This window comes from Flavobacterium resistens (genome assembly GCF_900182645.1).
In the GTDB taxonomy this organism is placed as follows: domain Bacteria; phylum Bacteroidota; class Bacteroidia; order Flavobacteriales; family Flavobacteriaceae; genus Flavobacterium; species Flavobacterium resistens.
Genome location: NZ_FXTA01000003.1, coordinates 672,894 through 699,343, shown reverse-complemented (window position 1 = coordinate 699,343; position 26,450 = coordinate 672,894). Strand labels below are relative to the sequence as shown.

The 26,450-nt window shown below is 29.8% G+C and carries 25 protein-coding genes; 20 read left to right on the top strand and 5 right to left on the bottom strand.

The window, feature by feature from the left end:
- Positions 1-18: 18 nt before the first annotated feature.
- Entirely contained in the window at positions 19-1,881 is a 1,863-nt protein-coding gene (locus tag FN795_RS14355; RefSeq protein ID WP_142451226.1) for an ABC-F family ATP-binding cassette domain-containing protein, read from the bottom strand.
- Between the two features lie 223 nt (positions 1,882-2,104).
- Between FN795_RS14355 and FN795_RS14350 the strand changes: the two genes are divergently transcribed.
- Entirely contained in the window at positions 2,105-2,536 is a 432-nt protein-coding gene (locus FN795_RS14350) for a DUF6326 family protein (RefSeq protein ID WP_142451225.1), read from the top strand.
- Positions 2,537-2,554: 18 nt separating this feature from the next.
- On the top strand, positions 2,555-3,244 hold the full coding sequence (locus tag FN795_RS14345; protein WP_142451224.1) for a DUF4386 domain-containing protein: 690 nt from the start codon (positions 2,555-2,557) through the stop codon (positions 3,242-3,244).
- Here FN795_RS14345 and FN795_RS14340 read toward each other — a convergent pair.
- Positions 3,234-4,199: a T9SS C-terminal target domain-containing protein gene (locus FN795_RS14340; protein ID WP_142451223.1), complete on the bottom strand. Its 966-nt coding sequence runs from the start codon at positions 4,197-4,199 to the stop codon at positions 3,234-3,236. The genes FN795_RS14345 and FN795_RS14340 overlap by 11 nt on opposite strands.
- Positions 4,200-4,654: 455 nt before the next feature.
- Here FN795_RS14340 and FN795_RS14335 point away from each other — a divergent pair, with 455 nt between their 5' ends.
- From FN795_RS14335 to FN795_RS14255, 17 genes are all read left to right on the top strand, one after another.
- Positions 4,655-5,080, top strand: a complete 426-nt coding sequence (locus FN795_RS14335) for an adenylyltransferase/cytidyltransferase family protein (RefSeq protein ID WP_026728005.1) — start codon at positions 4,655-4,657, stop codon at positions 5,078-5,080.
- Positions 5,081-5,242: 162 nt separating this feature from the next.
- Positions 5,243-6,118, top strand: a complete 876-nt coding sequence (locus FN795_RS14330; protein ID WP_142451222.1) for a glycerophosphodiester phosphodiesterase — start codon at positions 5,243-5,245, stop codon at positions 6,116-6,118.
- A gap of 138 nt (positions 6,119-6,256) precedes the next feature.
- A complete protein-coding gene (locus FN795_RS14325) occupies positions 6,257-7,252 on the top strand; it encodes an acyltransferase family protein (RefSeq protein WP_142451221.1) in 996 nt (331 codons plus the stop codon).
- A 70-nt stretch (positions 7,253-7,322) separates the two neighbouring features.
- The gene (locus FN795_RS14320; RefSeq protein ID WP_154275337.1) at positions 7,323-7,778 is read left to right on the top strand and encodes an adenylyltransferase/cytidyltransferase family protein; all 456 of its coding nucleotides are present in this window, start codon (positions 7,323-7,325) and stop codon (positions 7,776-7,778) included.
- Positions 7,775-8,503 (top strand): SDR family NAD(P)-dependent oxidoreductase, encoded by a 729-nt coding sequence (locus FN795_RS14315; RefSeq protein WP_142451219.1) that lies wholly within the window; start codon positions 7,775-7,777, stop codon positions 8,501-8,503. Before FN795_RS14320 ends, FN795_RS14315 begins: the two co-directional genes overlap by 4 nt.
- Positions 8,504-8,519: 16 nt before the next feature.
- The gene (locus FN795_RS14310; protein WP_142451218.1) at positions 8,520-9,770 is read left to right on the top strand and encodes an oligosaccharide flippase family protein; all 1,251 of its coding nucleotides are present in this window, start codon (positions 8,520-8,522) and stop codon (positions 9,768-9,770) included.
- Positions 9,767-11,020: a CDP-glycerol glycerophosphotransferase family protein gene (locus tag FN795_RS14305; RefSeq protein WP_142451217.1), complete on the top strand. Its 1,254-nt coding sequence runs from the start codon at positions 9,767-9,769 to the stop codon at positions 11,018-11,020. The genes FN795_RS14310 and FN795_RS14305 overlap by 4 nt, the downstream gene beginning before the upstream one ends.
- A 42-nt stretch (positions 11,021-11,062) precedes the next feature.
- On the top strand, positions 11,063-12,451 hold the full coding sequence (locus FN795_RS14300; RefSeq protein WP_142451216.1) for an O-antigen ligase family protein: 1,389 nt from the start codon (positions 11,063-11,065) through the stop codon (positions 12,449-12,451).
- Positions 12,451-13,458, top strand: coding sequence for a glycosyltransferase (locus FN795_RS14295; RefSeq protein WP_142451215.1), 1,008 nt, complete (start codon positions 12,451-12,453; stop codon positions 13,456-13,458). The genes FN795_RS14300 and FN795_RS14295 overlap by 1 nt, the downstream gene beginning before the upstream one ends.
- A gap of 6 nt (positions 13,459-13,464) precedes the next feature.
- Complete coding sequence (locus FN795_RS14290; protein ID WP_142451214.1) at positions 13,465-14,328, top strand: glycosyltransferase family 2 protein; 864 nt, start codon at positions 13,465-13,467, stop codon at positions 14,326-14,328.
- Between the two features lie 73 nt (positions 14,329-14,401).
- The gene (locus tag FN795_RS14285; protein ID WP_154275338.1) at positions 14,402-15,484 is read left to right on the top strand and encodes a glycoside hydrolase family 99-like domain-containing protein; all 1,083 of its coding nucleotides are present in this window, start codon (positions 14,402-14,404) and stop codon (positions 15,482-15,484) included.
- A gap of 26 nt (positions 15,485-15,510) precedes the next feature.
- Positions 15,511-16,617 carry a glycosyltransferase family 4 protein gene (locus FN795_RS14280; protein ID WP_142451213.1) on the top strand — a complete coding sequence of 369 codons (1,107 nt, stop codon included), beginning with the start codon at positions 15,511-15,513 and terminating at the stop codon, positions 16,615-16,617.
- 1 nt (position 16,618) lies between these two features.
- Entirely contained in the window at positions 16,619-17,395 is a 777-nt protein-coding gene (locus FN795_RS14275; protein ID WP_142451212.1) for a 2OG-Fe(II) oxygenase, read from the top strand.
- 6 nt (positions 17,396-17,401) lie between these two features.
- A complete protein-coding gene (locus tag FN795_RS14270; protein ID WP_142451211.1) occupies positions 17,402-18,514 on the top strand; it encodes a DUF1972 domain-containing protein in 1,113 nt (370 codons plus the stop codon).
- A 2-nt stretch (positions 18,515-18,516) separates the two neighbouring features.
- Positions 18,517-19,935, top strand: a complete 1,419-nt coding sequence (locus FN795_RS14265; protein WP_142451210.1) for an undecaprenyl-phosphate glucose phosphotransferase — start codon at positions 18,517-18,519, stop codon at positions 19,933-19,935.
- A gap of 116 nt (positions 19,936-20,051) precedes the next feature.
- The gene (locus tag FN795_RS14260) at positions 20,052-20,843 is read left to right on the top strand and encodes a polysaccharide biosynthesis/export family protein (RefSeq protein ID WP_142451209.1); all 792 of its coding nucleotides are present in this window, start codon (positions 20,052-20,054) and stop codon (positions 20,841-20,843) included.
- A 13-nt stretch (positions 20,844-20,856) separates the two neighbouring features.
- The gene (locus FN795_RS14255) at positions 20,857-23,244 is read left to right on the top strand and encodes a GumC family protein (RefSeq protein WP_142451208.1); all 2,388 of its coding nucleotides are present in this window, start codon (positions 20,857-20,859) and stop codon (positions 23,242-23,244) included.
- An 80-nt stretch (positions 23,245-23,324) separates the two neighbouring features.
- Here the strand turns inward: FN795_RS14255 and FN795_RS14250 are convergent, their stop codons facing one another.
- Positions 23,325-24,068, bottom strand: a complete 744-nt coding sequence (locus tag FN795_RS14250) for a tyrosine-protein phosphatase (RefSeq protein WP_142451207.1) — start codon at positions 24,066-24,068, stop codon at positions 23,325-23,327.
- Between the two features lie 140 nt (positions 24,069-24,208).
- Between FN795_RS14250 and FN795_RS14245 the strand changes: the two genes are divergently transcribed.
- Positions 24,209-25,399: a DUF5009 domain-containing protein gene (locus FN795_RS14245; RefSeq protein WP_142451206.1), complete on the top strand. Its 1,191-nt coding sequence runs from the start codon at positions 24,209-24,211 to the stop codon at positions 25,397-25,399.
- An 84-nt stretch (positions 25,400-25,483) separates the two neighbouring features.
- Here the strand turns inward: FN795_RS14245 and FN795_RS14240 are convergent, their stop codons facing one another.
- Positions 25,484-25,879, bottom strand: coding sequence for a hypothetical protein (locus FN795_RS14240; RefSeq protein ID WP_142451205.1), 396 nt, complete (start codon positions 25,877-25,879; stop codon positions 25,484-25,486).
- 6 nt (positions 25,880-25,885) lie between these two features.
- Positions 25,886-26,386, bottom strand: a complete 501-nt coding sequence (locus FN795_RS14235) for a hypothetical protein (RefSeq protein ID WP_244289986.1) — start codon at positions 26,384-26,386, stop codon at positions 25,886-25,888.
- Between the last annotated feature and the right edge of the window lie 64 nt (positions 26,387-26,450).

Here is a 26,450-nt window from a genome sequence, read left to right as displayed (position 1 = left end):
TATACTTGAGACAAAAAACTATCCTTCTATCTTAGCAGAAAGCTCAAACCAGCGTTCTTCTTTTGCGTCGATTTTATTTATGATGTTTTGTAATTCATTTGCTTTTTTCTCAATATCGGCATCAGCAACTTTTCCGTCAGAGAATAATTGTTCGATTTTAGTTTTTTCGATTTCTAAATCTTTAATCTCTCTTTCGATTTTTTGATATTCTTTTTGTTCGTTAAAGCTTAAATTTCCAGTTGGATTGTTTTGTTTCCAGTCTTTCTTTTCGGCTTTGTTTTCTTCTTTTTGAGCGACATCAGCACTGTCTTCATAAGCTCTGAAATCAGAATAGTTTCCTGGGAAATTCTCGATTTCGCCTTGTCCTCTAAAAACAAATAAGTGATCGACAATTTTATCCATAAAGTATCGGTCGTGCGAAACAACCAATAAACATCCTGGATAATCTAAAAGAAAACTTTCTAAAACGTTAAGCGTTACAATATCTAAATCGTTTGTTGGCTCATCGAGAATCAAAAAGTTAGGATTCTGAATTAAAACCGTACATAAATACAAACGTTTTAATTCTCCACCACTTAATTTCTCAACATAATCGTATTGTTTTTTTGCATCAAAAAGAAAACGTTCCAATAATTGTGAAGCCGAAATAATTTTTCCTTTCGCCAGCGGAATATATTCACCATATTCCTTAATTATATCAATAACACGCTGTCCAGGTTTTGGATTGATTCCAGACTGTGTATAATAACCAATTTTGATTGTATCTCCTTTTACAACTCGGCCGCTGTCTGGTGGAATTGTTCCTGTAAGCAGATTCAAGAAAGTAGATTTTCCAGTTCCGTTTTTACCAATAATTCCGATTCTTTCGCCACGCTGAAAATCAAAACTAAAATGATCGAGAATAACTTTATCCTTGAATTTTTTAGAAAGTTTATGAAGCTCAATAATTTTACTTCCCATTCTTTCCATATTGATTTCAAGCTCAACTTTGTTTTCTTTACGTCGGCTTTGTGCTTTTTCTTTAATTACATAAAAGTCGTCCTGACGCGATTTAGATTTGGTTGTTCTCGCTTTAGGTTGGCGGCGCATCCATTCTAATTCTTTTACAAACAGGTTTTTAGCTTTGTCAATGCTTGAGTTTTCAGAAGTGATTCGTTCTTCTTTTTTCTCTAAGTAATAAGAATAATTTCCTTTGTATTGATATAGTTTTCCGTTGTCTAATTCGATAATTTCATTACAAACACGCTCTAAAAAGAAACGGTCGTGAGTTACCATAAACAAGGTGATATTTTCTTTGGCAAAATAACTTTCAAGCCATTCGATCATCTCTAAATCTAAATGGTTAGTTGGCTCATCCAAAATCAATAAATCTGGACGATTAATTAAGATTATGGCCAATGAAAGACGCTTTTTTTGTCCTCCAGAAAGATTTTTTACTTTAAGTTTAAAATCTTCCAGTTTTAATTTGAATAGAATTTGTTTGTACTGCGTTTCAAAATCCCAGGCATTATGCTGATCCATTCCGTCAAAAGCCTTTTGATAAGCTTCTTCGTCGGCTGGATTTTCTAATGCTTTTTCATAAGCTTCAATTATTTTCAGCGTTTCATTGTCAGATGCAAAAATGCTTTCTTCAATCGTAAGTTCATCCTGCAGATTGTTGTCCTGCGAAAGAAATGCCATTCTGATTCCTTTCCTTAAAACAACTTGTCCTGTGTCAGGTTCGTCTAAGCCATTAATTATGCTCATAATGGTAGTTTTACCAGAACCATTTTTGGCAATAAAAGCGATTTTTTGATCTTTGTTGATTCCAAATGAAATGTTGTCAAAAAGGACTCTTTCGCCAAATGACTTCGATATATTTTCTACAGATAAGTAATTCACTTTGTATATTGTAAGTTATAAATTATGAGTTATGAGTGTTTTGAAAAACATAACTTTTTGCAAAAGTAAACTTTTATCTTACGATTTGCGAATTGTTAATCTTATTTAAGTTTTAGAGAAATGAAAATTAGAAAAAAGCTTTTAAGTTTTATCTTTTAGAATAAAAACAGCTTGTAACATTTTAAGATTATATCCGACATATTTAAAATTTAATTCCTTAAATATGAGTGAGAAAGAAGTAAATACCAATCGTTTTGAAGATTTTAAAATAAATACAAAAATCAAACTTGCAGCATTGTGGACTTCCGTAATGTTTTGTTATGTCTACGGAGATTATTTCTCGCTATATGTTCCAAAGAAAGTTGAAGATTTTATAAGCGGAGATACATTGCTTGATTCTCCAGTAAAATTATTTCTTGGTGCAATTTTAATGACAATTCCGGCATTAATGATTTTTGCATCGGTTGTTTTAAAGCCAAAAATAAACCGTTTGCTAAATATTATTTTCGGAATTATTTATACCGCCATAATGCTGTTAATAGCCTTTACGACAACTGGAGCTTGGTGGAGTTTCTACGTTTTTTTCGCAATAATAGAAAGTATCCTTACAGTTATAATATTTTGGACTGCACTTAAATGGCCTAAGCTAGTTTAAATTTTAAAAGATAATAGTATGAATCAAGAATCAAAACTGTCCTTTAGAAATACAGGAAGAATCGCCGGTTTGTTATATTTAGTTGTCGTAATAACCGGAATTTTTAGTTTAGGATATGTTCCTTCAAAATTAATAGTCTGGAACGATGCTGCTAAAACTTTTGCTAATATTGTTAATGCTGAATTTCTTTTCAGACTTGGTATTGTAAGTGGTTTAATTTGTTATACATTCTTTTTATTTCTGCCTTTGGTTTTGTACAAATTATTCAAATCAGTCCATAAAATATATGCAATATACATGGTCGTCTTGGCTGTTGTAAGCGTACCAATTTCTTTTATAAACATGCAGAATAAATTTGCAGTACTTTCTATAATTAGTTCAGAGAGACCCGAAAAAGATCTTGTAATGTTTTATCTGAATCAATATGATTACGGAAATTTAATCGTTCAGATATTTTGGGGACTTTGGTTATTTCCGTTGGGATATTTAATTTTTAAATCAGGAATAATTCCGAAATTTTTGGGGATATTATTAATGCTTGGTTGCTTGAGTTATTTAATAAACTTCTTTGGAAATGCATTGTTTTCGAATTATTCCGAACTAGGAATCTCTTCTTATGTAAGACTTCCGGCAACTCTTGGCGAAATCGGAACGTGTTTATGGCTTTTAATAATGGGAACGAAAAACAATATTATTTCTACGGATTAATATATTGATTTAAAATCGGACTCAAATCTAAATAATGAATTTGTGCGGGAACATTTATGATTGGTTTCCGAATCAGCGTTTCATTTGTTAGATAATAATGAAGTCCGTCTATGGTTGTAATTCCTTCGATTTGATGAAAAGAAAGCTGAAGGTCAATTCGACGTTTGTTTCCTGAAAGAAAATCATTGTTTTTAAAACCGTATAATAAATATAGAAATGGTTTTCCGAGCTTCGAATAGCCGCAAAGCGTAATCAATTTTTTGGACTCTAAATAGGTTGCTCCGGTGACCAAACCTTTGGTGTCAAGTGTTTGTTTTAATTGAGCAATGTAATTTCCAGGTTGATTGGGTAAAACATAAATACTGGTTTTAGACGATTTCCATTGTTTGGTAAACAAATAAATACTGTCTTTTGAAACTATAAAAGCTTCGCAGTCAAAATCGGTCGCGTTTTGTTTCTTTGGAGAAAAATCGGTTTGATCAGCATATTTGAAAGAGATTGTTTCTATAGTTGGATTTTCTTCGAAAAAATCTTTTTTGTTGATTTTTAGAATACGCAAATCGTTTCTGTTTCCTGAATAATTATTTCCAAAATCGCCAATATAGACAGAAGAACTGTCTTGTGAAATTTCTTCCCAGTCGTTGTTAATGGCTTTATTCAGAATAACTTTTTTTTTGATTTTTCCTAAAGTATCTAATCCATAAATAATTTTATCGTGATCATCATTGTGCGTCCATAATAGATTTTCAAAAGATATTAGTCCAGATGTTTCCTTTATTGAGTCATTTAGCCGGATTGAATATTTTGGTCTTATTTTAAAATTTTCATATTGACAACTTCCATTATTTTCGATAGCAGTTTTGTCATAATTTTTTGCGTATAAATCGTTACAGCCGACAACCTGAGAATTTACCGAGCAATAAATTAAAAAAAAATAGAAACTTAGTTTTTTCATGTAAATATTTTTCAATCAAATAAATAGACAAAAGTAAATTTTAATCGGTTAAAAAATGAGGAAAAATTTATGCAATAATTTCATATCCGATGCAATTTTTTAAAAACTAAACGGTTATCTGTTACCATACTATAAAGATTGAAAGATATTAAATTAAGACAATTCTTTCTTTCCTGCTTTCAGTATTCATTTTAGAAGTGTACTTTTGCAAAAATATTAGAGGGGTATTCTTACGTATGTGTTATTTATATTGTTGATTTTTAGCATTTTGTGTTTAAAAACAGCAGTTTTAGTATGTTTGTTAAAGTATTATTTGATAAAAAAAACTTAAAATTTGTCAATATATTTGCCGTCAATGTGAATTTTCTGCTTTCAAAATTTGGGAGTTGGAAGGGCGAAGCCGTGTGTTGAAAGCAAATATTAATTAATTGTAAAAAATAAGTAAAGAAACGGTTATGAAAATAGGAATTACATTCAGTGCATTTGATTTATTGCATGCAGGTCATATTACAATGTTAGAAGAGGCAAAGAGACAATGTGATTATTTAATTTGTGCTCTACAAACCGATCCTACTTTGGACCGCCCAGAAAAAAATAAACCAACACAAACAGTGGTTGAGCGTTATATACAGTTAAAAGGATGTAAATTTGTAGATGAAATTGTTCCTTATGCTACAGAACAAGATTTAGAAGATATTTTACGCTCATTTAAAATTGATGTACGTATTTTAGGTGATGAATATAAAGATAAAAACTTTACAGGAAGGGCTTATTGCGAAGAGAAAGGAATTGAATTGTATTTTAACAAAAGAGACCATCGTTTTTCGAGTAGCGGATTAAGAAAGGTTGTTGCAGAAAAAGAAGCTCTTAAGGTAATTTAACATTTATAGTAAGAATAATATATCAATAAAGAGTGATGGTTTTGTAATGTTGTATTTTTTTTGAAAATACTTTGAAAAAAGAGCTCTTTTTTTTGGGCAATTTGGATTTTAAAATTATCATTGCAGTTAGTTATAGATTTGATTCTAAAATTTAATTACAATATGGAGAGAAAATTACTTTTTATTGCATTGTTTTTCGCTGTTTTTTTCGCTGGCTGTTCTACAGAAGATGTAAATAATTTTACTTCGAAACCTGTGAATGTTGAGAAACCAGATACTACGATACCTAATGATGAAAATGATGATCCTATTGTCATTGTTGATCCTATAATAGAAAATATCGTAGTGGCACATCGTGGCGCATGGAAAAAAAATAAATTGCCACACAACTCAATTGCTTCTTTGAAAGAGGCAATTAGGTTAAAATGTAAAGGTTCTGAATTTGATATATGTATTTCAGCAGATGATTCTTTAATTGTTAGTCATGATCCTTATTATAATAATTTGTTAATCTCTACATCTAAGTATTCAGAATTAGCCACTTTAAAGTTGTCTAATGGAGAAATACTTCCTACTTTGAGAGATTATGTAAAGACTACAAAATCAAATACAAGTACAACTTTGCTGTATTGTGAATTAAAAACTGATAAATTACCGGCTGCGAGGAAAAAAGTATTTGTAGAAAAAACAAATAAATTGATTAAAGAGCTGGAAGCAGAAAACATAATTACAATTTCGTCTTTTGATTATTATATATTGAAGTTAATGCGAGAAGCAAATCCTTTGATTGATCTTCAATATTTAAATGGGGATGTTTCTCCTGAACAATTAAAGTCGGATAAAATTACAGGTGCTTGTTATAATATTTCGGTATTCAAAAATCATAACGATTGGATAGAAAGTGCCAGATTGAATAATATAAGTCTTAGTGTTTGGACACTTAATGATAGCGAAAGTATAAAATGGGCAATGAATAATAAATTTAATGCTTTAGTAACGGATGAACCTGAATTAGCAATAGATTTAGCAAAACAATAAAATAATTTTTTGATAAATTTAATGATAGTACCATATGTTTTTTGATTAATGGAAAACTATTATTAGATACTTTTATTACAGTTTTTTGTCAAAATAAATTTAGAATTTATTATTAAACTGTGTAGCAATTTAAACACTTTGGAACAAAAACAACGAAACGCATTCTTTGATAATTTTAAGGCTTTTCTTATTATTGTTGTAGTTTTGGGGCATATCTTAGAAATTTTTTTGAATAAAAAAGTTATTCTGGATGTTTATAAAGTCATTTATGCTTTTCATATGCCTGCGTTTGTTTTTATTGCGGGTTATTTTTCAAAAAATATTGAAAAGCAAGAAGGGGGACTTTTTTTTGATTTTTTGATTCCATACTTTGTTTTTAATAGTTTTTTCCAAATTCTTTTATGGAGAACAATGGAAATAAACATATTTGAACCGATTTATGCATATTGGTTTTTGTTAAGTATGTTTTTCTGGAAAAGTAGTTTAAAAAAAATTGTCAATATTCGCTTCATAATTTTAATTTCAGTTTTAATAAGCTTATATGCTGGTTTTTTTAGCGATGTATCACGATATTTATCTGTTTCTAGAACTTTAATTTTTTTTCCTTATTTTTTAGCTGGTTACTTTTGCTCGCAAGAAATTATAACTAAGATTAAATCATTACCAAGATTTATTGGTTTTGTGTCTTTTTTTTGCGCTACATTAATTCTAATGTATTTTTTTGATCGATTTAATGTACCGGCTGAAATATTAAAAGGGGCAGATAGCTACGGTAAACTTGAGTTAGCGCCAGTAATGGGGCTTTTGACAAGATTAATTTTGATTTTTATCGCTAGCGCTTTTATTTTTTCTTTGATAAATCTAATTCCTGAAAAAAAACTTAAAATTACATATATAGGTAAAAATACATTGGTAATTTACTTATTTCATCCTTTTTTTATTTTAATAATTCAGAAGTTTTCTGAATTATTAATTTATCAAAATGTCTATGTAGAAATAATATTATATATCGCATTAGCTATATTAATTTCACTTGTACTAAGCATCCCTATAATAAGCAAAATGTATAATGTCTTTTTTTCAAAGATATTGAAGATACTAAAGAAAAATAATCCAATTAAATTCGGGACGTAGGTTTTTGTGATTTAAATTAATTAAGAAATGCTTATTTCAGTAGAAATCTTTTAAAGTAAAAAACAATATAATGTCAGAAGAAAAAATTATTTACACATCTGGAACATTTGACATGTTTCATTCTAATCATTTGAAGATGATTAAATATGCTAGAGGATTAGGAAAGACTTTAATTGTTGGTGTAAGTACAGATGAATTAGTTTGTTCTTATAAAAAAGCTCCCATTATCCCGTTTGAAGAGCGATTGGCTATTTTGGAATCCCTGAAATATCCTGACGTTGTTATACCCCAACGTTCACTTGATCATACTGAATTAGTTAAGAATTTAAATATAGATGCTTTTGTAGTTGGTGATGATTGGGTGGGTAAGTATGATTATTTAAGAGATTTAGGAATTAAGGTCTTTTATTTTCCTTATGGAGACGGCGTATCTTCATCTAAACTTAAAGAAGATATTTTTCATAAATATAAAGAATTAAAAGATGTTAGCGATAAACACGCTAATCCAGAAATCAAGAAAAAATGAAAACTGCTCTAATTACTGGGGGGACAAAGGGAATAGGAAAAGCAATTGCAGAAAGATTATTGCAAGAAGGATGGAATGTCATTCTAACTTATTTTAATGATGAAGATTCAGCAAATCAAGTAAGAGAAAATCTTGCTGTTTTGTATCCCGTTGCTGATATAGTTGTTTTGAAAGTTGATTGTGGTAACCTGGATAATGTGGATGAAATTGAAAATTTTTTAGTTAAAAATGATATTTATTTAGATGCAATTCTTTTTAATGCTGGAGCAACAGACAGAAATAGTTTTGGAAATATTACTCAAGAAAATTGGCAACGCGTATTTGATGTCAACGTAAATTTTCCAACATTTTTGTTGCAAAAAATTATATCAAGAGTTACAAATGAAGGAGCTATTATATTTACAGGTTCTTTAATGGGAATTCATCCTCATGCAGTTTCTTTATCGTATGGAGTAACAAAAGCAGCTGTTCATGCCTTAGTGAAAAATTTAGTAAAGTTACTTTCTCCTCAAAAGATTAGAGTAAATGCTGTTGCTCCTGGATTTGTAAATACCGAATGGCAAAAAAGCAAAAGTGAAGAACAAAAGGAGAATATAAATAAAAAAATTGCGCTGAGACGTTTTTGTGAGCCATATGAATTAACAGATGCATATTGGTTTTTAATTTCAAACAATTACATGAACGGTGAAATATTGGTTGTCGATGGTGGGTATTCTCTGGAATAGTAACAAATAAAATTAAATGAATTTCAAAAAAATTAAATTAAATTCTTCTTTAATATCTAATTTCTTTTCTTTATTGATATTGCAAGGGGCTAATTATATCTTCCCATTATTAACAGTTCCTTATTTATTTAGAACCCTAGGTGTAGATACTTTTGGATTAGTTAGTTTTGCTACTGCTTTTGCTCAATATTTTATTCTATTGACTGATTTTGGCTTTAATTTATATGGAGTACAATATATTTCAGCCAAAAGAGACGATAAGGAATTGCGTGACACTTTCTTTGTTAATGTTGTAGTGACACAACTCTTATTATTTTTAGCAAGCTTGATTATATTATTTCTCATAATCTTTAGTTTCGATAAATTTTATACAGATAGATGGTTGTATCTACTTTCCTTCGGAACAGTTTTTGGCTCAGTACTAATGCCAATTTGGTTCTTTCAAGGAATAGAACAAATGAAATATATTACCAAAATAAATATTGTAACAAGGACATTAGCTATCGTACCTATTTTCTTTTGTGTAAAATCTGAGAAGGATTTTCTAATGGTGCCTTTTTTCTACGGTTTAGGATCTATTGCTTCTGGAGTTATTGCTCTATATGTTGCCAAAAATCGTTTTAATGTAAATCTAGATTTTGCAAAAGCTTCTGTTGTCGGAATAAAAGAATGTTTAAAAGAGAGTTCGCAATTTTTTGTTTCTAGAATTTCGGTTTCTTTATATACTGTAAGTAACAGTTTTGTGTTAGGTTTAGTTCTCGGAAATGCGGCTGTTGGATATTATGCTGCAGCAGAAAAATTATATTTAGCGATACAAAATGTTTATAGTCCTCTTGTAAATGCGTTATATCCTTATATGGTAAAAACAAAAAACAAGATTGTTTTTAAAAAGATTTATGTTGTAGTAGTAGTAATCAATTGTATAGTATTGCCAATTTGTATTTTTAATGCCGATTTCATTTTGTCTATAATTTACAAAAATGTTGCTATAGAAAGTGTGACGGTTTTTAAAATACTTTTAGGGGTGTGCATGGTAACTATACCTTCAATATTGTTAGGATATCCTTTTTTGGGAGCATTTGGACACGCAAAATTCACGAATTTCACCGTTATAGTAGCCTCGATATTTCATATTTCGATATTGGCTTTATTGTTGATTTTTAATTCTATTACTATTTATACTGTTGCGACTTTGGTGATTGCAACAGAATCAGTAGTATTGGGACTTAGGCTTTGGGGGATCAAAAAATATAGTTTTGTATCATGAAGCAAATAAAGCATCGCGCCCAACAGTTTTTATTCTTATTGTATTTTCCTTTACATTGTTTAATTTATTTATTCTCTTTTGTTATTCCTCGTAATAAAAAGATATTTCTTTATGGAAGCTTTTTTGGGGAAAGTTTTTCTGATAATAGCAAGTACTTGTTTTTGATTTCAAATGAGAAGCGTTCTGATATTATTCATGTTTGGATTTCAACAAACAGAGAAGATATCAAGCAAATAAGATCAAAAGGTTTTAAGGCATTTCATAAATTTAGTCTAAAAGGGGTTTACTATGAGTTTATGGCAGGGTCCCATTTTTATACTCAATCGGTATGGGATACTTCATTTTTTATAACGCATAATGCTAATAGAGTAAATTTATGGCATGGTATTCCTCTAAAGAAGATAGGGGCAGATTGTTATCCGCCTACTAAACCATCTATTTTACGAGAAGCTATTAACAATCGTCCGTATATTTTTGAAGCAAAAGAGATGGTGCTTGTGCCATCTAAATTTGTTTATCCATTTTTTTCTTCTGCTTTTAGAGTTTCTTCAAGTTCGTTGCTCATTGCTCCTTATCCTAGGTTAATGTTGTTTTTAATGGACAAAACAGAATTATTTACTTGGATACGGGATTTTGAAACGGATTATGTAAAAACAATCCTAGATAAAGCCAATAAATATGAAAATATATGGACCTATATGCCAACATGGCGTGATGCTAATCCTTCCTTTATAACAGAAGCGATTAAAGATTGGAATGAATTTGACGAGATTGCTAGAAATAATAATGCATTACTAATTGTTAAGGTTCATTTTATGACCAAAATGCCAGAAGGTTTAGAGTCATTAACTAATATTATTTTTTATGATAGTAAGGCAGATTTCTATCCCATATTAGCGCTTAGTGATTTGTTGATTACGGATTATTCATCTGTGTTTTTTGATTATCTATTAATGAAAAAGCCAATCATATTTTATGCTTTTGATTTAGAGGATTATAAGTTGAACTCAAGAAATATGTATTTTGATTATGAAGAAATTGTCTTTGGGAATATTATTTATTCTTATAAGGAATTGGTAAAGCTCTTGGCAACATCAAATTTCAAAAACATGACATTGGAGGTTAATAATGAGAGGGAAAATCTATTGTCTAAAATGTGGGGGGCAGAATATCTTGATTCAAATCAAGAATTGTTTTACTTCAATGTTCAAAAGATTTTAGGTGCTTCTACCGACAATAAGTTTGATTAAAAAGTTTTTTTTAATATATAATTATAGATAGCAAATTTTTAAATGGGTAAAATATTATTTATATTAATTACACTTTTTTTATCTACACAAATTGTAATTCAAAAGAGATATAAAAAACTGATTTGGTTTTTTATTGGAATTCTATTTATTCCTTTGTCAGTAGTTGTTATTGAGTATCCATATACAAATTTCCCTAGATTTATAATAGTTCTTTTTTGTTTATGCTTTTTTATCCAAAATAGTAGAACAAAAACAAAGTTTAATCAATTTCCACTCTCGTTACCATTATTAATAACCTTTGTTTGCTTTTTTTTGATAGGACTATTTGATGAAAGAATTGATTTTGCTTCAAAGATTATGAGGCCCATATATTATTTTTTGGAAAATTTTATTGTCGTTTTTCTTGCTTATTTTTATATCAAATCATTGAATGAGGTAAAAAAAATATATAATTTTATTTTAGTTTGTTTCTGTTTATTTACAATTTATGGGATAGTGAATTATATAACAAAATATGATTCCTATAGTGGTTTTATAGCTGAAATTTATAAATCTGTGGATTATGGAAACAGATATACTATCAATGGAGATTCTCGATTCAGAATAGCTTCCTTTGCATGGCATCCTATTTACTATGGTTTTTTATTGTCTAATGCAATTCTAATCGTAGCTTTAGTTTTTATGGAAAAAAGGATGCAGATTTATAGCCGTTTTTTTTACATTATAGTGCTTTTTTTATTGAGTTTGAACTTGTTTTGGACAAATTCGAGAACACCACTTTTGGCATTGATAATGGGGTTAAGTTTTTTTTATCTTTTTGCTGTAAAAGCGAAAAGCAAAATTAGAATTGCTTTAGTAGGTGTAATTGCTATCGTCAGTATAGTTTCAATTTCACCAGAGTCATTAAAACTAATCGATGAAAGTATCAATACATTTACCTCTAAAGGCTCAAAATTAGAGGGTAGTTCGCTTGAAATGAGACAGGTTCAAATGGCGGCGTCTGTAATAATCTTTAATAAAAGCCCTTATTTTGGAAATGGATTTAACTATATTTCTGAGGATTTAGGATATTCAACAGAGGACGATAAAAGATCTAGTGATATTGATTTTGCAGGTTTTGAAAGCTATATTTACAAATTGTTGATTGAGCAAGGTTCGATAGGTATTTTTGCAAATTTATTCTTCTTTATCTATCTGTTTAATTATCTTTTTAAGATGAGGAAGAAAGTCGATTTAATGGGTAAAAGACTAATATATCTAACCATAAGTATGACAATTAGTTTTTTATCTTTTATAATTGGTACTAGCGATATGGGATCTTTTATGGTTTTTATGACATTATTAGGCGTAAATCTAAAAGGAATTCAATTGTCGTCAAAAAAAGTGAATTCCTCTTTTCTTAAAAAAGAACTAAATCTTGTAAATTCATAATGACTAATAATGCTGTGAAAAATAATATTAATAAAGATAATGATGCTGAACTTGCCATAGTTATACCAGCATATAAAGAAACTTATCTTCATGAAGCATTATCTTCAATTGTTAATCAAACTCATAAAGGGTTTACGGTTTATATAGGTGATGATAATAGTCCATTTAACATCTACGAGATAGTTAAAGAATTTGAGGATGAAATTAATATTGTTTATAAAAGGTTTGATCAAAATATTGGAGGAAAAGATTTGGTCGCTCAATGGCACAGATGCATTGATATGATTCAAGATGAAAAATGGATTTGGCTCTTTTCTGATGATGATGTAATGGAAGCAAATTGTGTTGAACAATTTTATAAGAACAAATTAAAGTATGATGATCAACTATTCCATTTTAATGTAAAAGTAATTGATTCTAAAAGTAACGATTTATACAATGTTAATGAATTTCCTGCAGTGTTGCACTCTCCAGATCTAATAGATCTGAAGATGAGGGGGAAATTATGTAGTTACGTTGTTGAGTATATATTTAGTAGGGATTTGTATGAGACTAAAGGTAAATTCGAGTATTTTGATTTAGCTTGGGGTTCTGACGATGCCACATGGATAAAATTTTTGGGTACTAAGCAATTAAGAACAATAGAGAATACATTTGTTAAATGGCGTTACAGCGAATCTAATATTTCATCAAGCAATGGTGATATAAATTTTGTTTACAGAAAGATTAATGCAAGCTTAAGCTATTTATCTTGGTTGCAATTTTTCTTTAAAGAGAATGGATTGATTGATAAGACTTCAATATATATAAAAATCAAATGGTTGTTAGAAGTAGTGAAGATCTCAAAGCTAACTGTTCTTCAAAGAATTAATCTAACTTTTTATGTTTGCAAAGAGCTTAGGTCCGGTATTTTATTGAAATATTTTTTCCTGTTTTTTATGATATATTCGATAGTTAAAATTAATTGTAAGATACAGATTTTTAAAATAAGAAGATATTTTCAATAAAAACATATGCTAAAATACAGTATAATTATTTGCTCTTACAATAGATTTGAATTACTAGTTGAAACAATTGATTCTGTTTTAAGTGTTTTGCAAAATAGACAAGATTCAGAGATTCTAATTATCGACAATAAATCAACGGATCTTACTTCCAGCCTAAAAACAAAATACAGCTTCGATAAAACAGTAAAGTATTTCCTTGAAACTAAACAAGGATTATCCCATGCTCGAAATAGGGGAATGGAAGAAGCATCTGGAGAAATATTGGTTTATTTAGATGATGATGTTGAACTAAAAAGCGATTATTTTGAAGTTTTAGACTCGATTTTAATAGATGATTCAATTTCGGCAGTTGGAGGGAAAGTATTGCCTTTTAATGTTTCTATTCCGTCTTGGTTACCAGAGAAATATTTTTATTTAGTAAGTGTTTTTAGTCCAAGTGAACAACCACAAATTGTTAAATATTTGATGGGAGCAAATTTTATTGTACGTAAAAGCATTGCAGAAAAAATTGGGGGCTTTGATGTTCGATTGGGACGAAATGGCAATAAGCTTGCAGGAGGCGAGGAGATCGATTTTCTTAATAGAATTCATTCTATAAATAGTATTGTATTCTATTCTCCAAAATTAATTGTCTATCATAAAATTAATGATAAGTTAAATATAAATTATGTATTGACTTATTCAAAGGAACTTGGGAAATCTGAAAGGATCATCGATACAACAATTTCTACAGGAAAAGTGAGGACTAAAAAAATGAAATCTGTACTGGCGGTTGTTTTACATTTTTTTCTGATTAAGGTTTTGAAAAATGAGAAAAAAAAGGTTCATCTAAAAATTATGAATGAATACGGAAAAGGATATCTCGAATAAGACCAATTTTGGTATCAAAAACTGACTTTTCTTAAAATGCGATAATAAAGGAGATTAATAATTAAAAATAAAAATGCTTGTGTATAGATCATATTTGATTATTTCGATTTTTATTATTTGTGGGCAAAATTTGTTTTCTCAAACTTCTCAAAAAAATAACCAAAAAATTAAATGGGGAGCGTATTATTTTGATGGCTGGACAGGGACATACCCATATCATATTACACCAGAATTAACAAAATCTTTCTCTAATCGTGAATCAAAATGGGGTTGGATTACTAGCTCGCAAGAAATAATGAACGAGCAAATTGATCTAGCTTCAAATTCAGGACTTTCTTTTTTTAGCTTTTGTTGGTATTACAATGGTAAAGAAAAATATAAAAACGAACCATTAAATAGAAGTTTGTCCTTTTATATTAATTCACCAAATATTGGCAAGCTTGGTTATAATTTGCTTGTAGCAAATCATGCGGGCTTCATAATTGGTCCTGACGATTGGTCAACTGTTTGTGCAGAATGGATAAACCAATTTAAATCTAAAGCATATTTAAAAATTGATGGGAAACCACTTATTACGTTTTTCACATTAAATACTTTGGTAGATAAGTTTCAGACAGAAGATAAAGTCAAAGATGCATTTAATCAATTAAGAAGACAAGCAATTGAAGCAGGTTTAAAAGGAGTTTTGATTGCAGTTGCTTTAGGTCCAAATAAAAAAGATATTTCTAGTGCCGAAGCTTGTGGAGTTGATATTTTAACTGGATACAACTATCATAATGCTGGTTTTGTTTCAGGAAAGGGAATTGTTCCTATAGAGAATCTGCAAAAAAAAGAAGTAGATGTTTGGAATCAATTTTCTAAGATAAGTTCATTGCCTTATATTCCCGTGGTTACTTTAAACTGGGATCCTAGACCTTGGGCCTCAACAAGTAAAGGTTATTCGGATAGTCCTTATTTTACCGGATTTTCTGAAAATAGTATATATAATTCAGTATTCGCTTGTAAAAATTGGTTGCAAGTAAATTCAAATAGTACAATGAAAGAGAAAATAGGATTTATTTATGCTTGGAATGAATATGGAGAAGGTGCATATCTAACGCCAACAAAAAGTAGTTTTAATCCATTAAAAGGACTTAAAAAAGCTTTGAAGAATTAAAAAAAATATTACCTGTTTAAATTATAATGAAAAAGAGAGTATTTGTTGATGCGCATGTTTTCGATGGTGAATTTCAAGGGACTTGGACGTATATAAAAGAGATTTATAGTATTTTAATAATAAAGCGCCCAGATATAATTTTTTATCTTGCAGCAAATGATATTGAGAATTTACAGAAAATTTTTGGAAAGGCACCGAATGTAAAATATATTAAATATAAATTTAAAAGCAGTACGTTGCGTCTTGGGTTTGAATTGCCGTTTATTTTATTGTATAATAAAATAGATTTGGCTCATTTTCAGTATATAACTCCCTTTATTAAGGTTTGTAAATTCATGATAACAACTCACGATGTATTGTTTTATGATTTTAGATCTGAATTTAGTAAATTTTACATACTTCAAAAAAGTTTTTTTTATAAGATATCTGCAAAATTATCTAACTATATTCTAACTGTTTCCAATTATTCAAAAAATAGAATAGAACATTATTTTCCTTTTACTAGTGGTAAAATTATTATTACTCCAAATGCAGTAAACCAAGATGTGTTTTATCTGAGCGATAAAGAAATCAGTAGAGATTTTATCAAATCGAAATACGGAATTAGTAAATATATATTATATGTAAGCAGAATTGAGCCAAGGAAAAAACACGATCTTTTACTTAAGTCATTTATTGATTTAAAACTTTTTAAAGAAAATTATTCACTTGTTTTTATAGGTAAAGAATCGATAAAAAATGAAATATTGGATAACATACTTGTAGATAATCCAAATTTGAAAAATTATTTTTATTTTGAATCAATTGAACAAAAAGATTTAAGAGAATTCATAAATGGAGCTGAGTTATTTGTTTATCCTTCTTTGGCTGAAGGATTTGGAATCCCTCCTCTTGAAGCAGCAATTATGAAAACTCCAGTTTTATGTTCTTCAAAAACCGCAATGAGCGATTTTTATTTTTTTAATGAGAATCTTTTTGATCCTGATAAAATAAATGAATTTCAAGATAAATTAATTAATAGATTGAAAAATAACAATATTGATGATCTAAACGATATATATAAACAGATTAAAACTTTTTATAGCTGGGACGAATCAGCAGAAAATATAAATAAAATTTTAAACACTATTTGATATGATAAATTTTGATAAACTTGAAGAAAATAAGCATTTACTGAGAGAACAATACTTAACAGCAATTCCTTTTCCTCATTTAATAATTGATGATTTCTGTGATATAGAAAAAACAAATCAAATGTTAGATTTGATCCCTGAACTCGAAAATAAAAGTAGAGATTATATGTTTGCTAATAATAAGTTTGAAAAATCAAATTATAAAGAACTGGGTTCTGTATTTAATGAATTTTATGAAGATCTTAAATCTGAAAGGTTTAATAACTTTTTGAGTTATATAGCATGTGAGGAAGTTTTTGTGGATCCAAAAAACCATGGAGGAGGTTTGCACCAAGGGAAAAAGAACAGTTTTCTGGATATGCACTTAGATTTTAATTATCATCCAATCAATAAGAATTGGTATCGTAATATGAATCTTTTATTTTACTTAAATAAAGATTGGAAAAAAGAATATAAAGGAGAATTGAAAATTGAAGATTTAAGATCAGGTGTAAAAAGAGAATTGGATATTCCTTTTAATAGGATGATTATTCAGCAATGTCGCCCTTATTCATTACATGGCTATGACATGACAACCTTTCCAGAAGGTAAAAATAGAACTTCAATTGCAACATATGCCTATACGAATCATAAGAATATTTTAGAGACTCCACGTACTACAGATTGGTTTCCAAATAAAGACTCTTCAGCGTTTAAAAAATTTGCAGCAAAGCATTATAATTCGGCTGTTCAAATTAAAAACAAATTTTTCGGAATAGGAACAGCTAAAAATCAATAAATAATTTTGAAAATTGCTATAATAGGCACAAGAGGAATTCCAAATCACTATGGTGGCTTTGAACAATGTGCTGAATATCTTGCATTAGGATTGGTAAACAGAGGATGCGAAGTTATTGTTTATAACTCGCATAATCATCCTTACCAAGAAGATGTATGGAAAGGAGTTAAGATTGTACATTGTTATGATCCGGAAAATAAAATAGGAACAGCGGGCCAATTTATTTATGATTTAAATTGCATTTTTGATTTACGAAAACATAATTGCGACATTGTTTTACAATTGGGTTACACAAGTAGCTCTATTTGGGGTTGGTTAATGCCTAAAAAAACCATCGTAACAACAAATATGGATGGTTTAGAGTGGAAGAGAACCAAATACTCAGAAAAGGTGAAAAAATTTCTAAGATATGCCGAATCACTAGGAGTTAAATATAGTGATTATCTTATTTCTGATTCAATTGGTATTCAGAATTATTTGAAAGAAACTTATAAAGTTGATTCAACTTATATAGCTTATGGTGCAACCCTTTTTGAAAATAATAAGGAGGATGTTCTGAAAAATTACGATTTAAGATCTTACGAGTACGATATGCTTATTGCTCGTTTAGAACCAGAAAACAGTATTGAAATTATTCTAGATGGTGTTGCTAAAGCTAAATTGAATCGTCCCTTCTTAATAGTGGGTAATCATGATACGCCATATGGAAAATACTTAAAACAAAAATTTTCATCTTTTTTACAAATTCAATTTGTTGGCGGAATATATGATATCAACGTTCTGAACAATTTACGTTATTACTCAAATATCTATTTCCATGGACATACCGTTGGAGGGACGAATCCATCATTATTAGAAGCTATGGCATCCAATTCTTTGATTTGTGCAAACGACAATGATTTCAACCGATATATTTTAGGCAATGATGCTATTTATTTCAAAAATGCCGATGATATAGTAAATCATTTAGTAAACGTTAAATATGAAGAAAATCAATTTCAGTCAATGTTAAGTGAGAATAAAAGAAAAATTGTTGATCAATTTGATTGGGAAATTATTGTTGATCAATATACTAATCATTTTAAAGATATTTTAAAAGTGAAAAAAAGTATTATCTAACTATGAAAATTCTGCAAGAACTCTCAGAATATCGTTTTTCGCGTTATTTCAAAGCTATATTTTTGGTATGGGATGTAGCATTGTTGAATGCAGCGATTCTTTTGTCTGCATTATTGAGATTTGGAAACATTGATAAGTTATTTTTAAAAGAGGTAGAAACTATTTCCTTATTAGGTAATCTAATATGGATTGGGCTTTTGCTATACAAAGACTCCTTCAGAATTGTGAGGGTTGAACCTATTGAATCCATATTGAGAAGAACAATTAAAAAAGTAGTTATACATATTGCTATAACAACTTTTTTTGTCGTGGTATTAAAATATAGTGATATTTCAAGACTTCGACTGGTATATTTCTATTTTATTTTCTTTGTGTTGCTTATGTTTTCAAGATATTTATCAATGAAACTTCTTAGATATATCAGAGCAAAAGGTTATAATTTTAGAAGTTTTATTATAATTGGCGCTAATGATACCGGCGAGAGAATGCGAAGAATTCTGGCTAAAGATTTAACTTATGGTTATCGTTTTCTTGGTTTTTTTGATGAAAAAGTAGATCCTTTTGCGTTTATTTCCCATCCTATATTGGGAGGATTTAATCAAATAGAAGAGTTTATAATTAATGAAGAAGTGGATGAAATGTATGTGGCCTTACACATCGATAATATTGAAGTTATAAATAAATTAGTGAAAATTTGTGAACACCATATGGTGCGAATTAAGTTTATTCCAGATTTTCAATTGTATACAAAATCCAATAAAGTCGAAATGACTTTTTATGAAAATACGCCGGTATTAATGTTTAGACGGGAACCTTTAGAGGCTGCTGTAAATAGAATTTTGAAAAAAGTATTTGATATTTGTTTTTCTTTATTTGTTCTGGTTTTAATATTCCCTTGGCTGTTTCCTATAATAATGCTCATTATTAAAATGGAATCTCCAGGTCCAATTTTTTTCAAACAAGAACGATCTGGCAGAGACAATAGATCTTTTACTTGTTTAAAATTTAGGAGTATGCGCCTTAATGGAGCTGCCGATAACAAGCAAGCTGTGAAAGGCGATAGTCGTGTAACGAAATTCGGAGCTTTTATGCGGAAAACAAGTATAGATGAGCTGCCTCAGTTTTTTAATGTTTTTTTTGGAGATATGTCAGTTGTAGGGCCAAGACCCCATATGGTTAATCATACTAAGCAATACAGTGAATTAATAAACAACTATTTAGTACGCCAATATGCAAAACCAGGTATAACAGGTTGGGCCCAGGTTAATGGTTTTCGTGGAGAAACGAAAGAGCTTATTGACATGCAAAATAGAGTAGAATATGATATATGGTATATCGAGAATTGGAGTTTGTTGCTCGATATTAAAATAATAATAAAAACAGTAATTAATGTATTTAAAGGTGAAGAAAATGCCTTTTAAGTTTTCATTCTGATTTTGTATAAACTTTTTCAATGATAGTACTTTAGAGCTTACTAAGCTTTTATCTAAATAAAATATTTTAATCCTTATCTTTGCCCCCGTAAATTGTAGACCTGATGAAATTGAACCCTTCTTTTTTTATGAAAGCTAGTAGCTTTTTATTGCTTTTATTTTTATGTTTTTCCTGTGGATCCAAAAAAGATGTAGTATACTATCAGAACATTGATAATATGACTGCACAGCAAAATGCAAATTCTTTTGAAATTAAACTTCAGCCTGATGATTTGTTGATGATTTTAGTTTCAGCCGATGATCCTGAAGTTGCACTTCCTTTTAATTTAAAGACTTATAGTACAACAACTAACAATAGACTGGATATTGCTCGAGGCCAGGAAACTGTTCAACTGTATTTGATTGATCAAAGTGGCAATATAGAATTTCCTGTTATCGGGAAATTACATGTAGGAGGACTAACACGTACCGAAGTGTTAAAATTATTGCAAGATAAAATTAGTACTTATATTAAAAATCCTATTATAAACCTTCGTATAATGAATTTTAAAATTTCATTACAAGGCGAAGTTAATTTACCAGGTACTTATCCAATTGCTTCAGAAAGAGTTACACTAGTTGAAGCTTTGAGTATGGCAAAAGATCTTACAATTTATGGAAGAAGAGACAATATTTTAGTTATTCGAGAAACCAATGGGGTGAAATCATATAATAGAGTTGATATAACAAAATCTGATTTTATTAATTCTCCTTTTTATTATTTAGCTCAAAATGACGTAGTGTATGTTGAGCCAAATCAGACGAGAATAAATTCATCTGCAGTTGGTCCTAATACCTCAGTAATTATTTCGGCGATTTCTATTTTAGTATCGCTTTCTGTCCTAATCTTTAAATAAAATTGAAATAAAAATGCAAAAGCAAGATTTTTATAATGATATACTTGATGATGAAATCGAAGATGTTAATTTAAGAGAACAATTAGATAAATATTTAATCCATTGGCGCTGGTTTTTAGTAAGTGTAGTTATTGGCTTGGTTTTAGCGTTTCTTTATTTACGTTATACTACACCAAGTTATGAAGCAACTACTTCTATTTTAGTTAAAGATGAGAAAAAAGGCGGCATGCTTTCAGAATTATCCGCTTTTGCAGATTTAGGTTTAGGTGGAAGTATGAAAAATAATGTGGACAATGAAGTTGAAATTTTAAAGTCTCGAACATTAGTTGAAAATACTATTAAAAATTTGAATCTAAATGTTGGTCTCTTTGTTGAAGGAAAAGTTATTGATCGTGATATATATGTAGATACACCTATTAATGTTTATTTTTTGAGCAAAACAACTTCATTTGATAAAGCAAAAATTGTCTTAAATTGTAAATTATTAAATTCAAATTCTTTTACGTTAGATGATGAAGAATCAGAAGAAAAGGAGAATTTTATTTTATCTACAAAGAATGAATTTAAATTTGGAGAAAAAATAGCTACAAAAATTGGCGTGTTAGTTATTCAAAAAACGGCTTTTTACGCTAAAAACCATACTGGAAGATTTGAAGAAATTCGTATTGTCATTAATCCTTTGGATGAATTAACAGAAAGTTTTAGGAAAATATTGAAGGTTGAGCCTATAAGTAAAACCAGCAGTGTTGTTAATGTCTCAATCTCTGATCCTGTTGCTAAGAAAGCTGAAAATTTCCTTGACAATATGATTCAGATTTATAATGAAAATGCAGCTGAGGATAAAAATTACATTTCAGAAAATACGTCTAAATTTATTGCAAGCAGATTAGCATTAATTGCACAAGAACTAGATGGTGTAGAACAAGATGTAGAAAGCTTTAAGAAGACAAACAAACTAACAGATATTGAATCTGAGGCAAAACTTTTTATTGAAGGTTCTACTGAATATGATAAAAAAGGAGTAGAAACTGAAATTCAATTGAATGTAGTTTCTTCACTTTTAGATTTCATTAAAAAAAGCAATAATTCAGATTTGTTACCAACTAACATGATATCTGATAATGCTGATGCAAGTGGATTGATTTCATCTTACAATCAGTTAGTTTTGGATCGCAACAGAATTCTAAAATCAGCTACTGAAGAAAACCCATCTGTTGTAAAATTAGATCAGCAAATAACTTCTTTAAAATCAAATGTTGCAACTAGTCTTAGACGTATGCAGGCTAGTTTGCAAATACAGAATCGTGATATAAAAGGTCAGGAAAGTCTTTTAAATAGTAAAATTGGTAAAATTCCTGTTCAGGAACGTCAGTTTAGAGTAATTGCAAGACAACAAAAAGTTAAAGAAGAACTATATCTATATTTACTTCAAAAACGTGAAGAGACTGCAATTTCATTATCAGCAACTGAACCTAATGCTCGTGTAATTGATGTTGCAAAAGCAGAAAAAGATCCAATCAGTCCAAAGAAAAAAATTATTTATTTGGCTGGAATGTTGCTTGGATTATTGATCCCATTTGGAATTATTTATAGTAATGCTCTTTTAGATACAAAAATTAAAAGCAAATTGGATCTGGAAGGAAAAACACAAATTCCATTTATTGGAGATGTACCAACTTCAGATGATATTGCGGAATTAATAAAATCGGAAAGTAGAACGAGTTCAGCGGAGGCAATTCGTATTGTAAGAACCAATTTGGAGTTCATGCTTACAAAAGTTCCTGAAGGAATTGCAAAAACAGTCTTCGTTACGTCAACTTTCCCGTCAGAAGGTAAGACTTTTATATCTGTAAATCTTGCAGCAACTTTTGCTTTGTCTGGAAGAAGAGTTTTATTGGTTGGTTCTGACATTAGAAACCCTAAATTTGGTGAATATATTAATGTTCCAAGTGTTGGTTTGACAAATTATTTGTCATCAACTGATAAAGACGTTAGAGATTATATCATCAAACATGAAGGATATAAGAATTTCTTTATTCTTCCATCAGGTGTGATTCCGCCAAATCCGGCTGAATTGTTGATGAGTAATAAAGTGGATCAGCTTTTTGAAGAACTTAAAAAAGAATACGATTACATAATTGTGGATACTGCACCAGTTAGTTTGGTTACCGATACATTATTAATCGCCAAAAATGCTGATACGTTTGTATATGTAATGCGTGCAAATGTTCTTGAAAAACGTATGCTGAATATTGCAAATACTTTCTACAAAGAGAAAAAATTACCAAATATGTGTATCGTACTTAATGATACAGATTCTACGAAAGGCTATGGTTATGGTTACGGCTATGGTGTTAGGGTAGAGAAGAAACCTTGGTACAAAAGAATAATCTCAAAATAATAAAAGGGATTTTATAAAAAAACGGCTCAAGTAATTGAGCCGTTTTTTTTTATCAAATATTTTTAATTGAGGAGATAATATTAAAATTTAAAGAATTGATTATTCGCAATAATTTCTTTTAAGGTTTTAATATTATTGTTGTCAATCTTTACTTTCTGATTGAATGATGCGATGTGATTATTGTGATGTACATCTGTTCCAACAAAATCATACATTCCTTTTTTAAGAAGTTCATCTGCAACTTTCATGATTTCTCCACCATAGTAACCTACTGTTGCAAGCAAGTTAAGTTGAAATAAACACCCCGCTTTTTTTAATTTATCATATTCACTAAAATTTTTATGATAAAATAAATAGCGCTCTGGGTGTGCTAAAACCGGAATATATCCTGCAACCTGAAGATCAAAAAGAATCTTGTATAATTGTATCGGTGCATTCATATATGACATTTCAACCAATACATAATTGTCTTTTAGTGTTAATAATTTTTCATTTTGAAAATGGGTTTCAAACCAGTCATCCATGAAATATTCTGCAGCAGCCTGAAAGGGGATTTTAATATTTTCGGCTTCCAACAAAATTTGGGTTTCCTGATGTTTTGTAATGATAGTTTCAGGTGAATTATTCCAAATATAATGGCTAATATGCGGTGTTGTAATAAATTGAACGACACCCATTTCCTGAAAGGACTTGGCAAGTTTGCTTGTATCTGCTATGGTTTTGGCACCATCATCGATTCCTGGTAATAAATGTGAATGAATATCAACATAATTTCCAGCTAATAGGTCCTTTAAATACGGTTTTGACTTTAAGAATGATAACATGCTGCAAAAGTAAGTAAAGTACCTTGTATTTTATATCAAAAAGAGTAAACTTTTTATTACAGATACGTTTATAATGGTCATCTAATTTTTCTATCTCAAGTATTATTTTATATTTGTTTCTAATAATAATTTAATGATTTATGAAAATAAAAGAAAATTTATCTAGTAAAAGGGTTTTTTCTATAGACGCTTTGCGCGGAATTACCATTTTTGTAATGATTTTTGTAAATGAACTTGCAAGTATAAAGAACGTGCCGCAATGGATGAGACACATGCCGGCCGATGCCGATGCAATGACTTTTGTTGATGTAGTTTTTCCTGCTTTTTTGTTTATTGTAGGAATGTCGATTCCATTTGCATTTAATGCAAGATTAATAAAAGGAGATAGTCCTAAGACAATTTGGATTCACACACTCAAAAGAGCTTTGGCTTTAATTATTATTGGTGTCTTTATGGTTAATGCAGAATATGGTTATGACGCCTCAAAAATGTTGATTACTCCAGTTATTTGGGCGCTTTTAGCATATGCGATGCCAATTCCAATCTGGAATAAATACACAAAAGATTTCCCGATTGGGTTAAAATACACACTTCAATATGGTGGTATGCTTGTTTTGGTAATTCTGTATTTTCTGTATATTCAGGACAATGGCGAAAGAGGAATGACGCCAAAATGGTGGGGAATTCTGGGGCTTATAGGCTGGGCTTATTTGTTTACCGTGGTTTATTATTGGTTGGTTTGTGGACGATTATGGGCCATGACAGCATTTTTAGTTTTATGTGTCGTTTGTAATTCAATCAATCTTACTGAAGATACGGCTTTACATCAGTTGCCTTGGTTTGGTTTTATTGCCGGGCATCTTACACATGCTACTTTGGTAACTAGCGGAGTTATAATTTCGTTATTATTTTTTGATCGCAAAACCGAAGTAAAAATTAATTGGCCAGTAATTGGCCTTACGCTCTTGTTTTTAATAACAGGATATTTGCTTCGTCCTTATTTTGGAATTTCAAAAATTAAAGGAACACCTTCCTGGACCATGTTTTCAGCAGCAATTTGTACAGCATTGTTTTATCTTCTGTATTGGATTATGGAAATTAAAAAGCAAACAAAATGGAGCGAATTTTTTATGCCAGCCGCAGCAAATCCGTTGTTGATTTATATTTTGCCTGGCGTTATTTATTACTTTTGTAAAGCACTTAATTTTCATATTATTCCAGGATATTTTAGGGTGGGAGTTCCAGGAATTATCTGGTCGCTGCTATTTTCAACAATTATGCTTTTTGTAATGAAAATTTGTAACAGATATAAAATTCAATTGCATTTATAGAAAAAATAGTTTCAAGTTTCAGGTTTCAAGTTTCACAAGCAAAACCTGAAACCTGAAACTTGAAACTTGAAACTTGAAACAAAATCATCTAACTCGCCTAAATGCGATTGGACCATTTCGATCTTTGTTGTCTTTAAAAGTTCCTTCAAGTGTGTTTCCATCTTCAGATAAAACCAAAGTATGAGTTCCGGCAGTTGCCCAGCCTTCAATTGGTAAAGTCACATTTACTGTATAGGTAATTGTATTTCCTGTTCTTTTTCCTGTGCCGCTTTCTACAAATTTTTGACCTTTCCATTCTAAATAATGCGAAAATATAATTTTTCCATTTTGATCTGAAATAATCGCAACAGCATTTTGAACGCCAGAATTGATATCTTCCCAAACACCATTAATGTCTATTTTTGGAGTTGCAGCTTTTTTTTGGCTGTAGGCGAAGTTTAAAAATGTAATAAAAAGTAAAAGAAAAAGTCTTGGTTTCATGTTTTTTTAATTTTGAATTATAACAGATTTTATTTCTAATAGTGCTCCCGAAATTGGTTTGTAATTCACAAAATTGAATTTACACAGGTTATGAATATTCAAAAGTCGCCCATCAACTAATCCATCTTGCCTGAAGTTTTTCCAGGGAATTTTTAAGGTAGTAAAACTGTTAGGAGATGCCGGTAAATCAGTCATGGGATGCGAACCTCCATGTATACAACCTGTTCCCTCCGGATTTCCTTCTCGCGCCTGTAATTTTATCAGCTGAGTCGATTTGTATATAATAGTAACAAAACCAGAATCGGCAGATAAATTTTTCGGAATTCCGTCATTTGTTTCTGATGGAATAATAGTAACATTTAATTCAATTTCACCTCTCGGAAAATCTTTGGCAGTAACTCTTATAATGCCTTCTTTTTGGCGAACAGCATTTATCGTTTCCTGATTTTCATTGGCCGGACCAGCAATAAACCAAGTGTTTGATTTTACAAGATTTATTGATTCCAAATTGGATTTGTTGTTAAAACTGGAAATTAAAAAGATAAATACGATATGCAGATAAAACAATCGA

Excerpts from the sequence above, each read along its gene's own strand:
- FN795_RS14350 (WP_142451225.1), top strand. The coding sequence starts at position 2,105 with ATGAGTGAGAAAGAAGTAAATACCAATCGTTTTGAAGATTTTAAAATA.
- FN795_RS14345 (WP_142451224.1), top strand. The coding sequence starts at position 2,555 with ATGAATCAAGAATCAAAACTGTCCTTTAGAAATACAGGAAGAATCGCC.
- FN795_RS14340 (WP_142451223.1), bottom strand. The coding sequence starts at position 4,199 with ATGAAAAAACTAAGTTTCTATTTTTTTTTAATTTATTGCTCGGTAAAT.
- FN795_RS14335 (WP_026728005.1), top strand. The coding sequence starts at position 4,655 with ATGAAAATAGGAATTACATTCAGTGCATTTGATTTATTGCATGCAGGT.
- FN795_RS14330 (WP_142451222.1), top strand. The coding sequence starts at position 5,243 with ATGGAGAGAAAATTACTTTTTATTGCATTGTTTTTCGCTGTTTTTTTC.
- FN795_RS14320 (WP_154275337.1), top strand. The coding sequence starts at position 7,323 with ATGTCAGAAGAAAAAATTATTTACACATCTGGAACATTTGACATGTTT.
- FN795_RS14315 (WP_142451219.1), top strand. The coding sequence starts at position 7,775 with ATGAAAACTGCTCTAATTACTGGGGGGACAAAGGGAATAGGAAAAGCA.
- FN795_RS14310 (WP_142451218.1), top strand. The coding sequence starts at position 8,520 with ATGAATTTCAAAAAAATTAAATTAAATTCTTCTTTAATATCTAATTTC.
- FN795_RS14305 (WP_142451217.1), top strand. The coding sequence starts at position 9,767 with ATGAAGCAAATAAAGCATCGCGCCCAACAGTTTTTATTCTTATTGTAT.
- FN795_RS14300 (WP_142451216.1), top strand. The coding sequence starts at position 11,063 with ATGGGTAAAATATTATTTATATTAATTACACTTTTTTTATCTACACAA.
- FN795_RS14295 (WP_142451215.1), top strand. The coding sequence starts at position 12,451 with ATGACTAATAATGCTGTGAAAAATAATATTAATAAAGATAATGATGCT.
- FN795_RS14290 (WP_142451214.1), top strand. The coding sequence starts at position 13,465 with ATGCTAAAATACAGTATAATTATTTGCTCTTACAATAGATTTGAATTA.
- FN795_RS14285 (WP_154275338.1), top strand. The coding sequence starts at position 14,402 with ATGCTTGTGTATAGATCATATTTGATTATTTCGATTTTTATTATTTGT.
- FN795_RS14280 (WP_142451213.1), top strand. The coding sequence starts at position 15,511 with ATGAAAAAGAGAGTATTTGTTGATGCGCATGTTTTCGATGGTGAATTT.
- FN795_RS14275 (WP_142451212.1), top strand. The coding sequence starts at position 16,619 with ATGATAAATTTTGATAAACTTGAAGAAAATAAGCATTTACTGAGAGAA.
- FN795_RS14265 (WP_142451210.1), top strand. The coding sequence starts at position 18,517 with ATGAAAATTCTGCAAGAACTCTCAGAATATCGTTTTTCGCGTTATTTC.
- FN795_RS14260 (WP_142451209.1), top strand. The coding sequence starts at position 20,052 with ATGAAATTGAACCCTTCTTTTTTTATGAAAGCTAGTAGCTTTTTATTG.
- FN795_RS14255 (WP_142451208.1), top strand. The coding sequence starts at position 20,857 with ATGCAAAAGCAAGATTTTTATAATGATATACTTGATGATGAAATCGAA.
- FN795_RS14250 (WP_142451207.1), bottom strand. The coding sequence starts at position 24,068 with ATGTTATCATTCTTAAAGTCAAAACCGTATTTAAAGGACCTATTAGCT.
- FN795_RS14245 (WP_142451206.1), top strand. The coding sequence starts at position 24,209 with ATGAAAATAAAAGAAAATTTATCTAGTAAAAGGGTTTTTTCTATAGAC.
- FN795_RS14240 (WP_142451205.1), bottom strand. The coding sequence starts at position 25,879 with ATGAAACCAAGACTTTTTCTTTTACTTTTTATTACATTTTTAAACTTC.